The 18,068-nt window shown below is 67.5% G+C and carries 14 protein-coding genes and 2 pseudogenes; 7 read left to right on the plus strand and 9 right to left on the minus strand.

What is annotated here, in order from left to right:
* Positions 1-582: 582 nt before the first annotated feature.
* The 5 genes and pseudogenes from ACVCMG_RS16880 to ACVCMG_RS16900 form a co-directional block, all read left to right on the plus strand.
* Positions 583-1,290: pseudogene (locus ACVCMG_RS16880) on the plus strand (M15 family metallopeptidase); the annotation flags it as partial.
* A gap of 48 nt (positions 1,291-1,338) precedes the next feature.
* A pseudogene (locus tag ACVCMG_RS16885) lies at positions 1,339-2,322 on the plus strand (serine hydrolase domain-containing protein); the annotation flags it as partial.
* Positions 2,323-2,386: 64 nt separating this feature from the next.
* The gene (locus ACVCMG_RS16890; protein ID WP_447106365.1) at positions 2,387-5,281 is read left to right on the plus strand and encodes a TonB-dependent receptor domain-containing protein; all 2,895 of its coding nucleotides are present in this window, start codon (positions 2,387-2,389) and stop codon (positions 5,279-5,281) included.
* A 52-nt stretch (positions 5,282-5,333) separates the two neighbouring features.
* Positions 5,334-6,587, plus strand: a complete 1,254-nt coding sequence (gene alr / locus ACVCMG_RS16895) for an alanine racemase (protein ID WP_447106364.1) — start codon at positions 5,334-5,336, stop codon at positions 6,585-6,587.
* Between the two features lie 161 nt (positions 6,588-6,748).
* Positions 6,749-6,988 (plus strand): hypothetical protein, encoded by a 240-nt coding sequence (locus tag ACVCMG_RS16900; protein WP_447106363.1) that lies wholly within the window; start codon positions 6,749-6,751, stop codon positions 6,986-6,988.
* Between the two features lie 20 nt (positions 6,989-7,008).
* On the opposite strand, the gene ACVCMG_RS16905 is transcribed toward ACVCMG_RS16900, so the two are convergent.
* From ACVCMG_RS16905 to ACVCMG_RS16930, 6 genes are all read right to left on the minus strand, one after another.
* Entirely contained in the window at positions 7,009-7,617 is a 609-nt protein-coding gene (locus ACVCMG_RS16905) for a hypothetical protein (protein WP_447106362.1), read from the minus strand.
* The gene (locus tag ACVCMG_RS16910; protein WP_447106361.1) at positions 7,614-8,231 is read right to left on the minus strand and encodes an SCO family protein; all 618 of its coding nucleotides are present in this window, start codon (positions 8,229-8,231) and stop codon (positions 7,614-7,616) included. The genes ACVCMG_RS16905 and ACVCMG_RS16910 overlap by 4 nt, the downstream gene beginning before the upstream one ends.
* Positions 8,203-9,702: a cbb3-type cytochrome c oxidase subunit I gene (locus ACVCMG_RS16915; RefSeq protein WP_447106360.1), complete on the minus strand. Its 1,500-nt coding sequence runs from the start codon at positions 9,700-9,702 to the stop codon at positions 8,203-8,205. The genes ACVCMG_RS16910 and ACVCMG_RS16915 overlap by 29 nt, the downstream gene beginning before the upstream one ends.
* A gap of 2 nt (positions 9,703-9,704) precedes the next feature.
* Positions 9,705-10,250, minus strand: coding sequence for a cytochrome oxidase (locus ACVCMG_RS16920; RefSeq protein WP_447106359.1), 546 nt, complete (start codon positions 10,248-10,250; stop codon positions 9,705-9,707).
* Positions 10,251-10,429: 179 nt separating this feature from the next.
* A complete protein-coding gene (locus ACVCMG_RS16925) occupies positions 10,430-10,843 on the minus strand; it encodes an OsmC family protein (RefSeq protein WP_447106358.1) in 414 nt (137 codons plus the stop codon).
* A gap of 23 nt (positions 10,844-10,866) precedes the next feature.
* Positions 10,867-12,627, minus strand: coding sequence for an acyl-CoA dehydrogenase family protein (locus ACVCMG_RS16930; protein WP_447107218.1), 1,761 nt, complete (start codon positions 12,625-12,627; stop codon positions 10,867-10,869).
* 236 nt (positions 12,628-12,863) lie between these two features.
* Between ACVCMG_RS16930 and ACVCMG_RS16935 the strand changes: the two genes are divergently transcribed.
* Positions 12,864-13,127, plus strand: coding sequence for a DksA/TraR family C4-type zinc finger protein (locus ACVCMG_RS16935; RefSeq protein WP_447106357.1), 264 nt, complete (start codon positions 12,864-12,866; stop codon positions 13,125-13,127).
* Between the two features lie 302 nt (positions 13,128-13,429).
* Here ACVCMG_RS16935 and ACVCMG_RS16940 read toward each other — a convergent pair whose 3' ends face one another.
* Entirely contained in the window at positions 13,430-15,511 is a 2,082-nt protein-coding gene (locus ACVCMG_RS16940) for a putative bifunctional diguanylate cyclase/phosphodiesterase (RefSeq protein ID WP_447114596.1), read from the minus strand.
* A gap of 166 nt (positions 15,512-15,677) precedes the next feature.
* Between ACVCMG_RS16940 and ACVCMG_RS16945 the strand changes: the two genes are divergently transcribed.
* The gene (locus ACVCMG_RS16945) at positions 15,678-16,379 is read left to right on the plus strand and encodes a 2'-5' RNA ligase family protein (RefSeq protein ID WP_447106354.1); all 702 of its coding nucleotides are present in this window, start codon (positions 15,678-15,680) and stop codon (positions 16,377-16,379) included.
* A gap of 18 nt (positions 16,380-16,397) precedes the next feature.
* Here the strand turns inward: ACVCMG_RS16945 and ACVCMG_RS16950 are convergent, their stop codons facing one another.
* Positions 16,398-17,267 carry a DMT family transporter gene (locus ACVCMG_RS16950; protein WP_447107217.1) on the minus strand — a complete coding sequence of 290 codons (870 nt, stop codon included), beginning with the start codon at positions 17,265-17,267 and terminating at the stop codon, positions 16,398-16,400.
* Between the two features lie 174 nt (positions 17,268-17,441).
* Positions 17,442-18,020 (minus strand): hypothetical protein, encoded by a 579-nt coding sequence (locus ACVCMG_RS16955; RefSeq protein ID WP_447114597.1) that lies wholly within the window; start codon positions 18,018-18,020, stop codon positions 17,442-17,444.
* Between the last annotated feature and the right edge of the window lie 48 nt (positions 18,021-18,068).

The following is an 18,068-nucleotide window of genomic DNA, read 5'->3' on the forward strand; positions in this document are numbered from 1 at the left end:
TTGCGGGCAAGTCGGCTGCGTCGACGCAAGCGGAAGCGACGAAAGTCCATGGAATGATTTGGGTGAACCCAAACCCCCGGTTATGGATTTTGTGGTGGCATCGGCACGCGTGATGCGACAGGCGGGCGTGGCACGTTGCGGTGCCTGTCGTCGGCCGCCTCGGCAACTCGTGGATTCGCAAGATATTTTGGTTAAGGACGCGGCGTCGTCGGTAGCAGGTTGTGCGAATTTCCTCGTCCCGGGTGCCGTTGCAGACCACCCGAAACACCCTCGCGGCGCCTCGTTGACGCTTCCGAAATGACCGTGCTACACAGCGACGGCAGGCCCCGGTACGGCGCCATGCCATGCGATTGATGGCATCAGACCGGGGAGTCCGGGACCAGGGCCGGAGCGGGGGCAGGCGCGTACGGAGATCTTGATCTGGTCAGGCGGCATGGATGCTGTTCATCCATCCACGTTGATCGGTCTTGGGGAGATGCCGTGCGTATCCGGGAATGTCTGCGCGTCGTGTCGCAATATGTTGCGCCGGGTTTTCCCTTCGACAGTCCTTCCTGGCGCGAGCGGAAGCGACACCAGGTTGTCATGCGCTCCGCCCTGTTGCTTGCGCTGTGCCTGGCATCGGCGCCGGCACCGGCGCAGGTCGACACCGCGCCCCACGTCTCGGCGGCGGCCACGATGGAGCAGGCCGGGATGGTCGACATCCGTAGCCTGGTGCCGGACATCTCGCAGTCGATCGCCTATGCCGGCAGCGACAACTTCGTCGGCGCGCCGGTCAACGGCTACCAGGCACCGCGTTGCTGGCTGAAGCGCGAAGCCGCCGAGGCATTGGCGCGGGTGGATGCCGCGCTGCGCGAGCGCCACATGCGCCTGCGCGTGTTCGACTGCTACCGGCCGGCGCGCGCCGTGGCGAATTTCGTGCGCTGGGCCAACGACCCCGCCGACCAGCGCACCAAGGCTGCACATTACCCCGACCTCGACAAGTCGAAGCTGCTCGGCGATTACATTGCGCCGGTCTCCGGCCACAGCCGCGGCGCCACCGTCGACCTGACCGCCTTGCGCTGCGATGCAAACAACGAGAGTTGCGAACCGCTGGACATGGGCACCGGTTTCGATTTCTTCGGAACCCGCGCGCACACCGATACGAGCGAGGTCGACGCCGCGCAGCGCGCCAACCGCCACCTGCTGCGCGACGCGATGGAAGCCCAGGGCTTTCGCAACTACGCGATGGAGTGGTGGCACTACACACTGCACCCCGAACCCACGCCCGACACCCTCTACGACGTTCCGGTGACGGCCCCCGACGGCACCGATCGGGAGTCGGAGATCCAGCGTCTGGTGCAGCCCTATGACGGTGATGTGCCGGGCGTGTCGCTGCTGGTGCTCAAGGACGGCAAGGCGGTGCTCAGTCGCGGCTACGGGCGATCCGACCTGCAACGCGGCACCGAGGCGGGCCCGGCGACCGACTATCGACTCGCCTCGGTGACCAAGCAGTTCACCGCCGCGGCGATCCTGCTGCTCGCGCAGGACGGCAAGCTCTCCATCGACGATCCGGTCAAGCGCTGGCTGCCCTCGCTGCCGCCGGTGGCCGACGCCATCACCTTGCACAACCTGCTCGACCACACCTCCGGCGTGCTGAACTACGAAGACCTGATGCCCGAGCCCTACGCCGGGCAGATCCGCGATGCCGGCGTGCTGGCCCTGCTGGAGAAGGAGAACCGGCTGTATTTCCCGCCGGGCAGCAAGTATCGCTACAGCAACAGCGGCTACGCATTGCTGGCGCTGGTGGCGGAGCGCGCTTCCGGGATGAGCTTCGCGGACTATGTGCGCACGCGCATTTTCCAGCCGCTGGGCATGCGCAACACGCTGGCCTACGTGGCCGGCGGGCCGCAAGTGCCGCACCGGGCGTGGGGTTACAGCAAGGCCTGCGACGGCTGGACACGTACCGACCAGAACGCCTACAGCGCGGTGCTTGGCGATGGCGGCATCTATTCCAACATTGCCGACATGGCGCGCTGGGACGCCGCGCTGTACGACGACCGGCTGCTCAGCGACGCCTCGCGCGCGCTGGCCTTTGGCCACCAGGTGCAGGTTTCCAGCACACCCGAAGCCACGTACTACGGCTTCGGCTGGCGTGTCGCTGGCGACCGGCAGTGGCACTCCGGCGAAAGCATCGGCTTCCGCAACACGATCGTGCGCTGGCCGAAGCAGCACCTGACGGTGGTCGTGCTGAGCAACCGCAACGATCCCACGCCGCATGACCTGGCCGTCTCGATCGGCCGGCTTTTCATGGAGGGTACCCAGCAACAGACCGGGTTTCGCTGACCCGATTCGCGCAGCAGAAAGTTGGTCCAACCGATCCGCCGTTCATCACCCTGAGGGGCACACCATGCACATCCGGCACGACCTCCGATTGAATCTCCTCTGCGCGGCGCTGCTGGTCGCGATTGCCGTCCCGGCCGCGGCCCAGGAGACTGCTCAGCCCTCGCAACCCGGCCAGCCCGCGCAGGTCACCACGCTCAAGGAAGTCACCGTCACCGGTTCGCGCATCAAGCGCACCGATCTGGAGCAGGCGCTGCCGATCACCATCATCGAAAAGCAGAAGATCGACGCGCAGGGCATCACCTCGGCGGAACAACTGCTGCAGTTCCTCAACATCGCCGGCAACGGCGCCGACGGGCTCACCTCGGCTGCCGTGGACATGGATCTCGGCGAACTGCGTGGCACTGCCGGCGTGTCGGGTGCCAACCTGCGCGGACAGGGTTCCGACGCGACGCTGGTGCTGCTGAACGGCCGCCGCGTCGCGACCCACGGCCTGCGCGGCCAGGCGGTGGACCTGAACTCGATTCCGTTCGCGGCGATCGAGCGCGTGGAGGTACTGCGCGACGGCGCGTCGGCGATGTACGGCACCGACGCGATCGGCGGCGTGATCAACTTCATCACCCGCACCGACTATCGTGGCGTCACGCTCAACGCCGGTGTCGACGTGACCGCCGACGGCGGCGGTGGCATCACCACCTACAGCGTGCTGGGCGGCATCGGTGATCTGGATCGCGATGGCTGGAACGCATGGGGCACGATCAACTACCGACGCGCGCAGATCCTGCGCAGCGGCCAGCGCGACTTCGCCAACAGCTTCCAGCCCGACCGCGGCGTCTCGCCCGACACGCGCGGCACGCCGTTCGCCACGGTGACCAACGCCGCCGGCGGCATCATCAACGGCTCGCTGACCGATCCGGATGGCGGCAACGCCATGCGCTACATCAACATCCTCAACCTGCCTGGCGGTGCCGGCTGCGAGAACGGCGGCGCCAACATGGGGCCGTACGATTACCGGCTGTGGGACGGCGGCAGTTCCAAGTACGCCTGCGCCTGGGATTATCCGGCCGCGCAGGCGCTGCAGCAGCCGCAGGACAGCGTGCAGTTTCTCGGCCACGCCACCCGCAAGCTCGGCGGGGATCACGAGTTCTACGTGGAGGCGATGAGCTCGCGCGTGAAGGTTCGGCGCGAGTACGAGCCGTTGCAGCTCACCTCCAGCGCGTCGTCCACCGCCGTGCTCGATCCGAGTACCTGGTATCCGCTGAACGCGGACACGCAGCCGACCTACGACATGATCTACAACGCCATCGCCGACTATTTCGGCACCGGCGACCTGGTGTATGGCAACAAGATTCCGTACCGCTGGCGCTGCATCCCCTGCGGTCGGCGCGAGATCGAGACCACCACCAAGGCCTATCGCCTGCTGGCCGGGGTGAAGGGCAGCATCGGCAGGTGGGACTACGACGTGGGTCTGTCGCGCGCGTCGAGCAAGGCCGAATCGGTGCTCGCCGGGGGCTACTACTTCTCCAGCGGACTCAAGCAGGCGCTTGGCAGCGGCTTGCTGAATCCGTTCCTGATGCCGAACGAGGCACAGAACCCGGCCGGCATTTCCGCGCTGCAGGCGGCGTCGGCCACGGGAATCCATCTCTACGGCGGCGAGTCCACGGTCACCTCGCTGGACGCCAGTTTCAGCGGTGGCCTGGGCTTCAACCTGTGGGGCGGCGAAGCGCAGCTGGCGACGGGCTTCGAAGCGCGGCGCGAGGAGTTCGAGTTTGGCGGCGTGCAGGAGTTGAACGGCTTGCCGCTCAACTACGACACCATCTACCAGGCGCCGTTCGACGAAACGAGCGAGCTGCCCAAGGTGCACCGCAACGTGAAGGCGGTCTACGCGGAGGTCTACCTGCCGATCGTCAAGACGCTGGACGTGACCCTGGCCGTGCGTCGCGACCAGTACGACACCTTCGGCGGCACCACCAATCCGAAGTACTCGTTCAAGTGGCAGCCGATCGAGTCGCTGGCGTTTCGCGGTGCGTACAGCACCGGTTTCAAGGTGCCGGAGTTCACCAAGCTGTTTGCCGGCGTGAACGAGGTCGAGTACTTCGGCCTCGACCTGGCCGACCCGGCCAGTTGTCCCGGTGGCGTGGCCAATTCGACGGTGCCGGGCTGCGAGCTGATCCAGCCGACCATCATCACCGGCGGCAAGACCGACCTGCAGCCGGAGACGGCTCGACAGAAGAGCCTGGGCTTCGTCTACGCACCCACGCCGCGTTTCAACCTCAGCCTCGACTGGTGGGAGATCGAACGCAGCAACACGATCCGCTCGCCCAACCTGCCGACGCTGATCGAGAACTACGACCTGTTCTCCGCCAACTGGATCCGCGACAGCAGCGGCAAGGTGACCGCGATCGACCGTCGCTTCATCAACTCCGGCGGCACGCTGATGAGCGGCGTGGAACTGGATGCCAACCTCACCGGCGAACTGGCCGGCGGCCGCTGGCACGTCAACCTCAACGGCAGCTACATCAACACCTTCAAGGAGAAGCCGCTCGCCAACCAGCCCTACAGCAGCAATGAGGTTGGCGAGTACGTGCAGTTCTACAACCTGCCGCTGAAGTGGAAGCACACACTGAGCCTCGACTGGTCCAAGGGTGATTGGACACACACGCTGAGCCAGATCTATCGCGCCGGCTACAAGGACGAGGAGCCGATCAGCGTTGCCAACGGCAGCTACATCCCGCCGAACTGGAACCCCGACGTCGACGATTACATCCTCTACAACTACAGCCTGAACTGGACCGGCCTGCCGAACACCAAGCTCAGCTTCGCGGTGCGCAACCTGCTGAATACCGATCCGCCGTTCACCGCGCACCAGGTCGACTTCGCCTCGGGCGCGGCGTGGGAGCCGCGCGTGGCCGATCCGCGTGGCCGCTCGTTCTACCTGATGGCCGAATACAGGTTCGATTGACCGCTGCATCCAGCCGCCGCCGGTGGACCGGCGGCGGCCACCGGAGAACTCCATGTCCGAGCGCCAGCCCACGCCTCCTTCTCCCGGCCGCCGCCGATTCCTGCTGGCCACCGCGGGGACGGCCGTGGCGCTGGCCGTCGATGCTCACGCCGCACCGCTGCTCGGCCTGCCGGGGCAGCGCAGGGCGACGGGCGCGTTCAACGCCTGGATCGAAATCGATCCGGCGATTTTCGAGGACAACCTGCGACGGGTCGAGGCCGCCCTGATCGGCCACCCGAAGATCTGCGCCATCATGAAGGCCGACGCCTACGGTGTCGGCATCGACCTGGTGATGCCCAGCGTCATCAAGGCGCGCATCCCCTACGTCGGCATCGCGAGCAACGAGGAGGCGCGCATGGTGCGCGCCTGCGGCTACCGGGGTCGCGTGATGCGCGTGCGCGCCGCCACGCTGGACGAGATCCACGACGGTCTGCGTTACGACCTGGAGGAGCTGATGGGCAACCTCGCCCAGGCGCAGGCGATCGGTGCCTGGGCGCACCAGCGCGGGCGGACATTGCGCGTGCACCTGGCGCTGAACTCGGCGGGCATGAGCCGCAACGGCATCGAGATGCAGACCGCGCGCGGCCGCAGCGACGCCGAGGCGCTGGCGAAGATCGAAGGCCTGCGCATCGTCGGCCTGATGACCCACTTCCCGACCGAGGAACGCGCCGACGCGCTGCAGGGCGTCGAGGCCTTCAAGACGCAGGCCGCATGGATGTTCGCCCATACCGCCTTGCGGCGTGAGCACGTGCTGCTGCATGCGGCCAACTCCTACGCCGTCCAGCACGTTCCCGAATCGCACTTGGACATGGTGCGCCCAGGCGGCGCGCTGTACGGCTACGGTGGCACACCCAAACCGCCGTTCGCGCACGTTGCGGCGTTCAAGTCGCGGGTGACCGAGGTGCAGGCCTATCCCGCCGGCGACACGGTGAGCTACGACCGCACCTGCGTGCTCAAGCGCGATTCGCTGCTGGCCAACATCCCCGTCGGCTATTCGGACGGCTACCGCCGCGCGTATTCCAACAAGGGCGCCATGCTGATCCGCGGCCAGCGTGCACCGGTGATGGGCAACGTCACCATGAACACCACCATGGTCGACGTGACCCACATCCCCGGTGTGCAGGCGGGCGACGAAGTGGTGATGTTCGGCAAGCAGGGCGATGCCGAAATCACCCAGGCGGAAGTCGAGCAGGTCACCGGCGTGATCCTGGCCGACCAGTACACGGTGTGGGGCGCGTCGAACCCGAAGCTCCTGCGTCGCCGCTGAGCGCGCCGCGCCGGGGCCTGCGGCAATTTGCTGCAGGCCCGGAGCGTGACGCAGATCGCTCGCCATGGCGTGACTTGACTGGAGTCAAGGCATCAGCGCGCGGTGGGGGCCAGCATCGCTCCTGACGACACTGCGCAGGTGCCGGTAAAGCGAGGTGCCCCATGGAATTTCATATTGCGCTGACCAGCGCGTCGCCGGAACCGGCGGTGGTGCAGGATGCCTTGTTCGACGTCGACCCGACTGCCGTGGTTGACCTGGACATGAGCGGCCTGGTGATGCGTGTGTCCGCGGCCGCCTCCGCGACGGATCTGGTCGAGGTGTTGCGTCAGGTCGGCTGGTCGGTGACGCCGGCGCAGGTAGTGCAGTTGCCGTCGATCTGCTGCGGCGGTTGCGGCGGCTGACGCCCACTGCGCGTGGCGAGTCAGTCCCGTTCGTCCGGCGCATCGTCGTGAGTCGCGCGCCCGCTGTCGACGTGCCCCCACATCAGCTTCCAGGCGAGCATCAGCAGCACGGCAAAGCCGGCCACGAGGAGAATCCTGCCGAGTCGTTGCTGGTCGTCCAGCAGGTAATTGCTGCACAGGCGCACCGGTGAAATCAGGTAGAGCCAGCCGAGGCGCAGCATCGTGGCGATCAGTTCGAGCAGGACCACACCGCGCACCACGAACCCCGCCCGCGGCCAGCTCAAGGCGATCGGCGCGCCGATCAGCAGCGGCACGCTGAGGAATTTCGCCAGTTCGATGCGCGGGTCGTCGAGTGCCGCGTCCATCGCCAGTGGCAGCATCCAGACCGCGCCCGCCAGCGAGGCCAACAGCAGTCCGCTGATGCCGCGATGGTTCCACGCCGACAGCGATCGCTCAAACCACTCGGGCGTTCCCTGCGCCAGCCAGCCACCGGCCAGCGCCAGCAACGGGATCTGCACCAGCATCTGCAGGGTCATGGTGGATTCGAGCACATGCCGCGCCGGGGGCAGGGCGAGTGCCGCCCAGAGCAATGCACCGACCAGGCACAGGCGGCCCCGGAACCGCTTCATGGTGCTGATGACCGGCTGACGTAACCGACGGCGGCATGCCAGTCGTTCCAGTCCAGTATCGCGACGATCCTGCCGCCCGGGTCGACCACCGCGATCGCTGCGTTGTGCACGAATCCGCCCATTCCATCCGCCACGGCGACCACGCCGAACCGTTGCATCAGCACGGCGAGGCCAGACTGGTCGACCGGGCGCGCCGCGATCCAGCCCGTGCCGTGGTCGCCGTGCCGACGCTGGTAATCGGCCAGTGCGGCGGGATCGTCGCGGGCCGGATCGAAACTGATGCTCAGCAGCGCCACCTTGCCGGCGCTGATCGGTCCGGCCAGCTCGCCTTGCAGGCGCGCGAACTCGCTGCCCTGCACCGAGCAGTAGGTCAGGCAGCGCGTGTAGATGAAATCGACCAGCAGCCAGCGCCCGCGCAGTTCCCCGAAACTGGTGTGCCGGCCATCGGCGGTCTGCAACGGCGTGGGCGGAAGCGGGCGGGGATGCTCGCGGACATCGATGCGGCGGGCAGTCTCGCTGGTGTAGGCGCGAAACCCGTGGGTGGCGGCGGCGAGCACTCCGAGGCCCGCCGCCAACAGGACGAGGCTAGCCAGCAGGGTTCGCAGTACCGTCATCGGGCTTTCCGCGCGCCGGCGCCTTCAGCAGGCCCACCGTGATGCGCACCGCGAAATAGAGCATGCCCAGCACCACCAGCATCGCGCCGATCGAACCGACCTTGTCGGTGCCGGTCCACTCCGGCAGATGCGTTGCCATGCGCCGCGCCACGCTGAGATGCCCGGCGTCGAGGAAGGCCAGCACGAAGATCAGCCCGCCGATCAGGTAGACGGGAAATCCCAGCCGGTCGGCGGCGTTGTTCGGCGGCGCGTCCGCACGCTGGCCGATCACATGGAACATCAGGGCCAGCGCCATCGGCAGCACGCCGAGCAGCAGGTAGAAATGGAAATGCCCGGGTACCCACTGCGTGTTGTGCATCACCAGGTTGATGCGGATGGTGCCGTCGAGGATCGCCGGCACGATCCCCGCCGCCCAGCCGAACAGCGACAGGATCATCAGCCGCGAGGGCATCGTCCAGCGCATGTTTGCGCGATAGATGTTGGTGAGCGCGCCGTACATGGTGACCAGGAATACCGGGAACCCCGCGCCGTACGACACCAGCTGGCCCATGACCGCGAACCAGCGTGGCAGGGCATAGTCCATCAGCAGATGGTGCGGAAACACGATGGTCACGAACACCGTGCTGAGCGCCCACGACCACAGGAACGCCCGCGAGATCGGGTAGGGCCGGCCCGAATAGCGGGGCAGCAGTTCGTACACCACGATCACGCCCATGTAGATGGTGGCGTTGATGTACATGTGGCCAAACCAGAAGATCAGGGTCTTGGCCAGCAGCGCGTTCAGCGCCATCTCGGGATAGAAGACGTTGACCAGGCTCATCACCAGCACCACTGCGCCGGCCAGGATGCCCAGCACGTTGGAGATGATCACCATGGTGCTGGCCACCACGGTCTTCGGATGGTTCGGGTCGATGGTGCCGCGGAACAACCACTGCAGGCCCAGCGCGCGCCCGAGGTTGCCGTGCACCTTGATGATGGCCGCGGCAGCGTCGAGATAGAACACCAGCATGCCCACGCCGATCAGCAGATAGCCGAGCATGAATACGGCCGCGGCGTCGGGGCTCCACAGCCCCATGCCGTGCACGGGCAACGGATAGAGGAAGGTCCACAGCGCGGCGTAGCCGTCGACGAAGATGGAAAAGATGATGCACAACGCACCGAGCAGGAACATCACGTAGTTGGTGACGAACGCCCACAGATGCAGTTGGACATGCTGGCGCAGGAAGAACCACATCACCGCCGTGGTTGCCAGGCCGGCGGTGCCGACCATCCCGGCGCCGTGCATCGAGAGGATGCGGTAGAAAAGATCGGGCGGCACCGACAGCCAGGTGGCCTGGCCCATGCGCATGGTCAGGCCGAGCAGCATCATCAGCACGAACAGCGCCACGGCCGAGATGACGTAGAGATTGAAGACGACCCGGTTCCCGCCGGCGAGACGCTCGTTTTCGGGGTACATCGTGAGAGCAGCCATGATCAGTCTCCGCTCGCAGCGACCACCGTGAACTCGGAGGTCATGGGCGCATGCCCGAGGCCACAGTACTCAAGGCACATCACCCGGTAGGTGCCGGGCTGGGTGAAGGTGTGCACGAGCTTGTTGGTGAAACCCGGCATCGCCTGGGTTTGCGCGGCGATCCGGCCGTCCGGCGCGTAGATGGCAAAGCCGTGGTTCACGTCGCGGCTGGTCACCCGGAATTCCACCGGGCTGCCGGCGTGCACCGTGTTCGGCGTTATCTGCCACGACCATTGCTGCCCGGTCACGTCCACCACCTGCTGGATATCCAGCGCAGCGTGCTGTGGCGCGATCGGGAAACGGTGGAGCGTGGCGTAGGTGGCGCCCACGAAGATGATCAGCAGGGCGCCGAACAGCCATCGTCGCAGTACGTTGGAGGTGTTCGCGGCCTTGCGTGTCGCCGCGTCGTCGGCCGGTTTGCCGGCCTGATGGATCACGTGGATGAAACCCAGCGCAATCAGACCCATGCCGACCAGCGCAATGGTCCAGATGAGATCCTGAAGAATCATGACGGTCCCCACCGGTCAAGACGGGGGCACTATGGTCCAGCTGGTCCCGGGTGTCAAAACGCGATCGGGCCGCATGGCGAAGGAGCCCTCGCCGAATCCGGCGCAGGCCACGTGGCCGCGTCGATCTGAAAACCGCGCGCGGCGGCCGCATCCTCCGGATGTCGACGCGGCTGGAGCGTCTACGCAGTGCCCGCGAGGCGCGAGGCGATGTGCACTTCGCCGGTCAGCACCTTGTGGATCGGGCACTTGTTGGCGATCTGCAGCAGGCGTTCGCGCTGCTCGTCGTCCAGCGCGCCCTGCAGGGTGATGACGCGAGTGATGTCGTTGCCCGACTCGGGCGTGCCGTCGGGATTGAACGCGAGTTCGACGTCGACATGTTGCAGCGGCCATTGCTTGCGTGCCGCGTACATCTGCAGGGTGATCGCGGTGCAGGCGCCCAGCGCGGACAGCAGCAGCCGGTGCGGCGCCGGGCCGGTGTTGGCGCCGCCTTCCTCGAGCGGCTCGTCGGCGTGCCAGTGGTTGCCCTGGTCGTCGGTGAAATCGACCGCGTACGGCGCGCCGCCGGTGCTGGTGCGGACGGTGGGGATGCTCATGGCGGGTTCTCCTTGGTCGGGTTTCAGATCACGTCCCACAGGTAGCCGTCATGCGCGAGCACCGCGCCGGCCAGCTGCTCGATCGCCTCGTCCTCGTTGCGCTCCAACCCGCGCACGTTGCGCGCCATGCGGCGGCGCGCCTGGCGCGCGAACACCTCGGCGATGCTCATGGCTTCCTCGGCGGCCGGATGCGACTGCTGCGCCAGGCTGTCGGCGCGCGACAGCACGCACAGGCCGACGAACAGGTCGATCGCGATGTCGGCCAGGCGCTTCTGCGCGTGCTGCATGTCGGCCGCCTTCTTGCCATGGCGGCGCAGCAGCGCGTCGGAGGATTTGGACAGCTCCACCGTGTATTTCTCGTAGGTGGCGGCGACCTTGCGCAGCCGCGGCGACAGCTCGTGCGCGATGCGGTCGATGCCGTAGCCGGTGGCCTCGCGCATGCGCCGGCCGGTGTAGCTGCCGAGCACGCCGAAGCCCTTGATCGGGTCGTTGAAGATGTCGCCCACCGCCGCCTTCAGCTCGCTCAGGCCCGCGCCCACGCCCTTCAGGCCGGACAGCGCGATGTACAGGCGCAGGATCTCGTTGGTGCCTTCGAAGATCGACAGGATGCGCGTGTCGCGGGTGATCTGCTCGTACGGGAACTCGCGCATGAAGCCGTTGCCGGCGGCGATCTGCAGCGCCTCGTACGACGCGCGCTGCACCGCCTCGCTGGCGAACACCTTGCTCATCGCGGCCTCGACCGAGTAGTCGCTGCCGCCGCCGTCGATCAGGTGCGCCACCATCCACACCGCGCTCTCGGCGGCGAAGCAGTCCACCGTCATCTGCGCGATCTTCTCGCGGACCAGGCCGAACTCGGCGATCGGCTGGCCGAACTGCTTGCGCTCCTTCGCCTGCGCGCAGGCGAGGCGGATCAGCGAGCGCATGCCGCCGACCGCGCCGCCGCCCAGGCCGGTGCGGCCGCTGTTCAAGATGCTCATGGCCACCTTGAAGCCCTTGCCGACCGGGCCCAGCACGTTTTCCGGCGGCACCCGCACGTCCGCGAACGCGACCGTGGTGGTGCTCGACGCGCGGATGCCCATCTTGTCCTCGTGCGGGCCGTGGCTGACGCCGGGCCACTTCGCCTCGACGATGAACGCGGTGATCTTGCCCTCGGGCGTGTCGGTGCGCGCGAACACGGTGTAGAAGTCGGCGATGCCGCCGTTGGTGATCCAGATCTTCTCGCCGGAAAGCGTCCAGCTGCCGTCGTCGTTGCGCACGGCCCTGGTGCGGATGGAGGCGGCGTCGGAACCCGCGCCGGATTCGGTGAGGCAGAACGCGGCGATCATCTCGCCGCTGGCCAGCTTCGGCAGGTAGCGCTGCTTCTGCTCGTCGCTGCCGAACAAGAGCAGCCCCTTCATGCCGATCGAGCTGTGCGCGCCGATGGTCAGCGAGACCGAGCTGTCGTGGCTGCTGGTCTGGCCGAGCACCCGCGCGTAGGCGCCGTTGGACAGCTCCAGGCCGCCGAATTGTTCGGGAATGATCAGGCCGAACAGGCCCATCTCGCGCAGCGCCTGGATGAACTCGGCCGGCTGCTCGGCATCGCGGTCGTACTGCTTCAGCTCGGCGCCCTTGTCGGCGAGAAACTGGTCGATTGCGTCGGTCATCGCGCCCAGCATTTCCCTGTCGCGGGCGCGGATCGCCGGATACGGGAACAGGTTCTCCTCCAGGATGTTGCCCAGGAACAGCTGCTTGGCGACGCTCTCGTCGCTGCGCAGCGCGGGCTGCTCGGTGGGGGCGGGCGGCATGCTCACGGCAGGTTCTCCTGGGGCGTGGAAACCTCATTCTGACACTTCCTCCGCCGCGGGCACCGGTGCGAATCGACGCAGGCCCCAGGCACCGCCTGCCTCGACCACGGGAAGCCGCGGCTGCTTGAAACTCGACCGGGTGCACCCAAGTCATGGGTTGAATCGGGCCGTCAAGGGTCCGCGCGCCAGGGAGCATGGATCGCCCGCGGCGCATCCACGCTTTTCGGAGGTAGACCATGGCAACCGGCTGGGCCGGCGACGGCGCCGTGCAGGATCAGATCGATGCCACCGTCAACGACGGTGTGCAGCGGGCGCGCCGGCAATTGCGCGAGGGCCCGGGTCTGACCCATTGCGAGGAATGCGAGGCTCCGATCCCCGAAGCGCGGCGCCTCGCAGTGCCTGGCGTGCGATTGTGCGTGGCCTGTCAGCAGGTACGCGACACCGAGCAGTCGGCCAGCCTGTACAACCGGCGTGGCAGCAAGGACAGCCAACTGCGCTGAGAGGTTGTGAATTTTTCAACCTCTCAGGCCGGCCACGGACGCCGGACGCGGATCGGTCCCGCAAGTGACTGATTCGCGTGCGCGCGTCCGGGCGTGTACCGGACTCGCGACAGAAGAAAGCCCCAGGACGGAATGGCACTTGCTTGAGCGGCGTCATCCCCGCGAAAGCGGGGATCCAGTGCCCCTCACGCCGCCCAAAGCCTTGAAGGCGCTGGATTCCTGTTTGACCGGCCCTTCGGCCGTTGAAAAGCGCCGTGCCATTCCCCCAAGACGTGGCTTTCTTCACAGGCACTGGGCCGACGTCAGATGCCCGGCAACACCTGCGCCGCCGTCTCCTGCTCAAGCCACTGGCGGAACGCCGCAGCCGGCAGCGGCCGGCAAATCAGGTAGCCCTGCAGCGCATCGCAACCCAGCTCGGCCAGTGCGTCGCGCTGCTGGCTGGTCTCCACGCCTTCGCCGACCACGAACAGTTGCTGCTCGTGCGCGATCGTGATGATCGCCTCGATGAACGGGTCCGGCACGCCGGCCTGCAGCGTCTCGACGAACACCCGGTCGATCTTGAGCTCGTGCAGCGGCAGCTGCTTGAGGTTGCCCAGCGAGGCGTAGCCCGAACCGAAGTCGTCCAGCGAAAACTGGAAGCCCAGGCTGGCCAGTTCACGCAGCTTGTAGGCCACGTCGTCGAGATCGTGCAGCAGCACGCTTTCGGTAATCTCGATGGTAACCAGCTCCGGTCGCGTGCGGGTGGCGCGGACGGTGTCGTGCACGGTGCGCACGAAATCCTTGGCCAACAGCTGCCACGCGCTGGCGTTGATCGACACGCGGGCTGCGGCGTGCGCGGCCGGCCAGCGCTGGCGTTCCAGACATGCCTGTTCCAGCACATGGCGGCCGATCGCGTGGATCAGGCCGGTTTCCTCGGCGATGGGGATGAATTCGTCCGGCGCGATCAGGCCTTCCTGCGGATGGCGCCAGCGCAACAACGCCTCCGCCGCGACGAAGCGGCCGCGGGCGTCCACCTGGGGCTGGTAGTGCAATTCGAATTCGTCGCGTTCCAGCGCCAGCCGCAGGCCCTTCTCCAGCAGCAGGCGACGGTCGGCACCGGCCTGCATCAGCTGTTCGAACACCATCGTGGTGTTGCGCCCGGCGGCCTTGGCCTGGTGCAGCGCCACCGCGACCTGGCGCAGGGCTGCATCGACGTCGGCGGCCATGCCGGGCAGCAGGGCGATGCCGCCGCTGACGCCGATGGCCAGGTCGTGGGCGTCGATCTGGAACGGTGCGGTGAGCCGTGCGGTGAGTTCACGTACGAGGTCGCGCGCGGTGGCTGCCGGTGGCTGGCCGAAGGGCAGCTCGACATGCAGGGCGAACTCGTCGCCACCCGGGTGCGCCACCAGCGCGCCAGCCGGTGCCGCGGCGACCAGCCGTTCGGCGATCGCCTTGAGCAGCAGGTCGCCCACGTCGTGGCCGAGCGCTTCGTTGATGGTACGGAAGTGGTCCAGGTCCAGCATGATCAGCGCGCTGTCGCCGCGGTGTTCGCCCGCCAGCACGGTCCGCACGTGCTCGCGCAGCGCCACCCGGTTGGGCAGGCCGGTGACCGGGTCATGGTAGGCAAGGTGGCGCAGCTCCGATTCCACCCGCTGCCGACGCACGGTTTCCGCGCGCAGCTCCTCCAGTCGGTGCTCCAGCAGCGTGCCGCGGTGCTGCAGCTCGCGCCGCAACTGGTCGCCCATCACCAGCACCAGGGCGAGGAAGGCCAGCGATTCGTAAGTCACGGTCTGGATGCCCGCGCGGTTGACCACGTCGGCGTGCAGCGCGGCGGTGGCCTCGATCAGCAGGAACAGCGTCAGTGGCCACGCACGCTCGCTGCGTGCACGCCACAGCGCCACGCAGCAGCCGATCGCCCACACATAGATTGCATCCTTGGCCAGGAAGTAGGGCCCGAACAGGGCGGACCTGGTGCCGGCGAAATTGCTGACCTGCTCGCCCCAGGGCAAGCGGATTGGCTCGCGCTGGACGATCTCGGAATAGATCACGCTGTCGGGCGAGAAAGCGTTGGCCAGCAGCAGTGCGCCGAACACCACGGCGGCCACCAGCAGCCAGCGCCGCCGATGGCGCAGCCCGGCGTACAGGCCCAGGAACCACACGGCAGCGGGGTAGATCAGGCAGGCAAGGCCCATCTGCCAGCGGATCAGCGAACGCGCCATCTCCAGCGAGTCGTTCCGGAAGATGCAGGCAGTCAGCAACAGGTAGCCGGCCAGCAACAGGCTGAGCCAGCCGAACGACTGGTTCACCGGCTCGCGTTCGCCGGCCGACCCCACGAGCAAGGCGTGCACGCCCGCGAACAGGCAGATGCCGCAGGCGATCAGCAAGCTGGACGCATACAAAGTCATGAATCGGCCAAGTGCCTGTCGGCAACTCCCCCGTGGCCCCTTGGCGGACATGTTACCCACCTTGTTGCCCCGGACCCAAGCGAATCCGGTGCCGCCGGGGGGGGGGGAAGGTTCGCACCCGGCCGGCGACGCGGATCACATCCGGTTGCCACGGCGGGGGAGTATGGTGGCGGCGTCAGCATTTGCCCGCGCGATTGTCGCTGAGGTACAGGCCATTTCGACCCCGACGCCCCCCGCCGAGATTGCCTCCGGCATCGACTATTTCTTCGCGCTGCGCCCCGACGGCCGGGCCCGCGCGGAGATCGCCGACGCTGCCGCGCGTTTCCGCCGTGCCCAGCGGGTCAGCGGGGTGCCGATGCCGATCGACAACCTGCATCTTTTGTTGTGCCCGATGGGCCGTCCCGAACGGCTGCGTCAGTCGCTGGAACACACCCTGCTGGCCGCGGGTGCCGCGGTGCGAACCCATGCGTTCGTGGTCACCCTCGACACTGCCATGCGCTGCATTCCCGTCGGCGGGCAGTTCCCGTTCGTGCTGTGCGCGGACCAGGCGGCCGCCGAGGCGACGCTGCGCCTGCGCAAGGCGATCGCCGAGGCGCAGCGTGCGCAGGGACTGCGGGTCAACGGCGTGTCCAGCTTCCACCCGCACGTGGCGCTGCAGCATGGCCCGGCGATCGATGCGATCGAGGAGTCGATCACCCCGATCCAGTGGCGTGCGGAGGAGTTCGTGCTGATCCGCAGCTTTTTCGGTCAATCCAGCCACGAGATCGTCGGGCGCTGGGCATTGCCGGGTGCGCCGGCGCCGGCGCCGGTGGACCTGCTGGCCGAGCTGGCCAACCTGCCGGAGTTGCCCTCGTTGCCCGACGAATGAAGTGTCGGTCGGGGATGCCTAGATCGGCGGCTCCGCGCGGACCTGCGGCGTGCTTGTGCGCTGTTGTCGCGTCAGCGCGTGCTCGCGCTGGGCGATGTAGAGGCTGGCGCCGATGATGATGGCCGCGCCCAGCGCGGTGTAGTGATCCACCGCCTCGCCGAAGATCCACCACGCCAGCACCGCCACGATCAGCAACTGCAGATAGCTGAAGGGCGCCAGCATCGACGCCTCGGCCAGGCGCAGCGCGCGCGTCCAGCAATAGTGGCCGCCGGTGCCCAGCGCGCCTGACAGCACCAGCCACGGCCAGATGCCGGCGTGCGGCCATTGCCACACCGACAGCGCCGCAGGCAGCGACAGCGGCACCCACAGCAAGGTGGTCAGCAGCACGATGCGGTCGGCCGGCTCGCTGCCGGTCAGCGACTTGATGCTGATCGTCACCGCGCCCGTGAGCCCGGCCGCCAGCAGCGCGACCATGCTGCCCGGTGCGAACGCGGCACTACCGGGGCGCACGATCACCAGCACGCCGATGAAGCCGGCGATCACCGCAGTCCAGCGGCGCCGGCGCACCACCTCGCCGAGAAAGATCACTGCGCCGATGGTGACGAACAGCGGCGACGAATACGACAGCGCCACCGCCTCGGCCAGCGGCAGGTTCACGATTGCCCAGAAGCCCGCCAGCATGCCGCCCATGCCGAGCACGCAGCGCATCACGTAGAAACCGAAGCGCGGCGTGCGCAGCAGCGACCAGCCCGGCCCGATCAGCAGCGGCAGCGCGAACAGCGTGCCGAACGCGCTGCGGAAGAACGTGATCTGGAACGGGTGCAGTTGCGCCGAGGCCAGCCGGATCACCACCGCCATCAGGGCAAACAGGCTGGCGCTGGCCAGCATCAGCAACACCGCGCGCAAGGGCAGTGCGGTTACGGGCGACGAGGGGGGGATCGGAGCCAGGGCGGTGCCGCGCAAGGACGTGGGAGGCGCGCATGGTAGCCCATTCCGCCTCGGCGCCGTGCGGGCAATGCCCGCCGCTTCACACTGCGACAAGAGCCGGCGGGCGGTGCCGCCCTACGGCGTTGTGCCGCCGGATGCGGGCAGGCTCTGCTCCGGCCTTCCGTGTTGCGGATTGCCCGACCACGCCTGCAGGCGTTCGCGCACGACCGGCTCCAGGCTCTTCATGCCCCAGCGGCGGCCTTCCGCCAGCGCGGCTTCGCTCGATTTGCCGTCGATCAAGGCAGCGCGCAGCGCGATCATCGCGCCGACCCGGTTGCTGCTCGCGCAATGCACCAGGGTTTCCTGCGTGCCGGCCTGGTGCAGCAGGCGGTCGAACTGCACCACGTTGTTGCGGGTCAGGTCGGCGGCGCCGTGGATCGGCAGGTTGTGATAGTCGATGCCCGCCGCGCGCATGGCGGCGGCCTCGTCAAAGCGCGGCGTCTCGCTGTCCACGCTGAGGTCGATCACCTGCTTGATGTCGGCTCGCTGCAGGGCGGCCACGTCATCGGCCTGCAACCTGCCCGATGCGACGCGATGCGGCGCCGGGAACGACACGTTCGGCAGGTCGGCCAGCGTGGCCTCGGCCGGTGCGGCGGCATGCACGGCGAGCGGAGTGACCGTCAGAATCAATGACAACAACAGGGATCGAAACATGTCGACAATCTCGCAGTGAACCCGCCACAGGATAGCCGACGCCGCCTT

The sequence above is a fragment of the Rhodanobacter sp. UC4451_H18 genome (genome assembly GCF_052978225.1).

Coding starts and splice junctions, on each gene's coding strand:
- ACVCMG_RS16900 (WP_447106363.1), top strand. CDS start 6,749: ATGGAATTTCATATTGCGCTGACCAGCGCGTCGCCGGAACCGGCGGTG.
- ACVCMG_RS16890 (WP_447106365.1), top strand. CDS start 2,387: ATGCACATCCGGCACGACCTCCGATTGAATCTCCTCTGCGCGGCGCTG.
- ACVCMG_RS16910 (WP_447106361.1), bottom strand. CDS start 8,231: ATGACGGTACTGCGAACCCTGCTGGCTAGCCTCGTCCTGTTGGCGGCG.
- ACVCMG_RS16905 (WP_447106362.1), bottom strand. CDS start 7,617: ATGAAGCGGTTCCGGGGCCGCCTGTGCCTGGTCGGTGCATTGCTCTGG.
- ACVCMG_RS16915 (WP_447106360.1), bottom strand. CDS start 9,702: ATGGCTGCTCTCACGATGTACCCCGAAAACGAGCGTCTCGCCGGCGGG.
- ACVCMG_RS16955 (WP_447114597.1), bottom strand. CDS start 18,020: ATGTTTCGATCCCTGTTGTTGTCATTGATTCTGACGGTCACTCCGCTC.
- ACVCMG_RS16950 (WP_447107217.1), bottom strand. CDS start 17,267: ATGCTGGCCAGCGCCAGCCTGTTTGCCCTGATGGCGGTGGTGATCCGG.
- ACVCMG_RS16930 (WP_447107218.1), bottom strand. CDS start 12,627: ATGCCGCCCGCCCCCACCGAGCAGCCCGCGCTGCGCAGCGACGAGAGC.
- ACVCMG_RS16920 (WP_447106359.1), bottom strand. CDS start 10,250: ATGATTCTTCAGGATCTCATCTGGACCATTGCGCTGGTCGGCATGGGT.
- ACVCMG_RS16935 (WP_447106357.1), top strand. CDS start 12,864: ATGGCAACCGGCTGGGCCGGCGACGGCGCCGTGCAGGATCAGATCGAT.
- ACVCMG_RS16925 (WP_447106358.1), bottom strand. CDS start 10,843: ATGAGCATCCCCACCGTCCGCACCAGCACCGGCGGCGCGCCGTACGCG.
- alr (WP_447106364.1), top strand. CDS start 5,334: ATGTCCGAGCGCCAGCCCACGCCTCCTTCTCCCGGCCGCCGCCGATTC.
- ACVCMG_RS16940 (WP_447114596.1), bottom strand. CDS start 15,511: ATGACTTTGTATGCGTCCAGCTTGCTGATCGCCTGCGGCATCTGCCTG.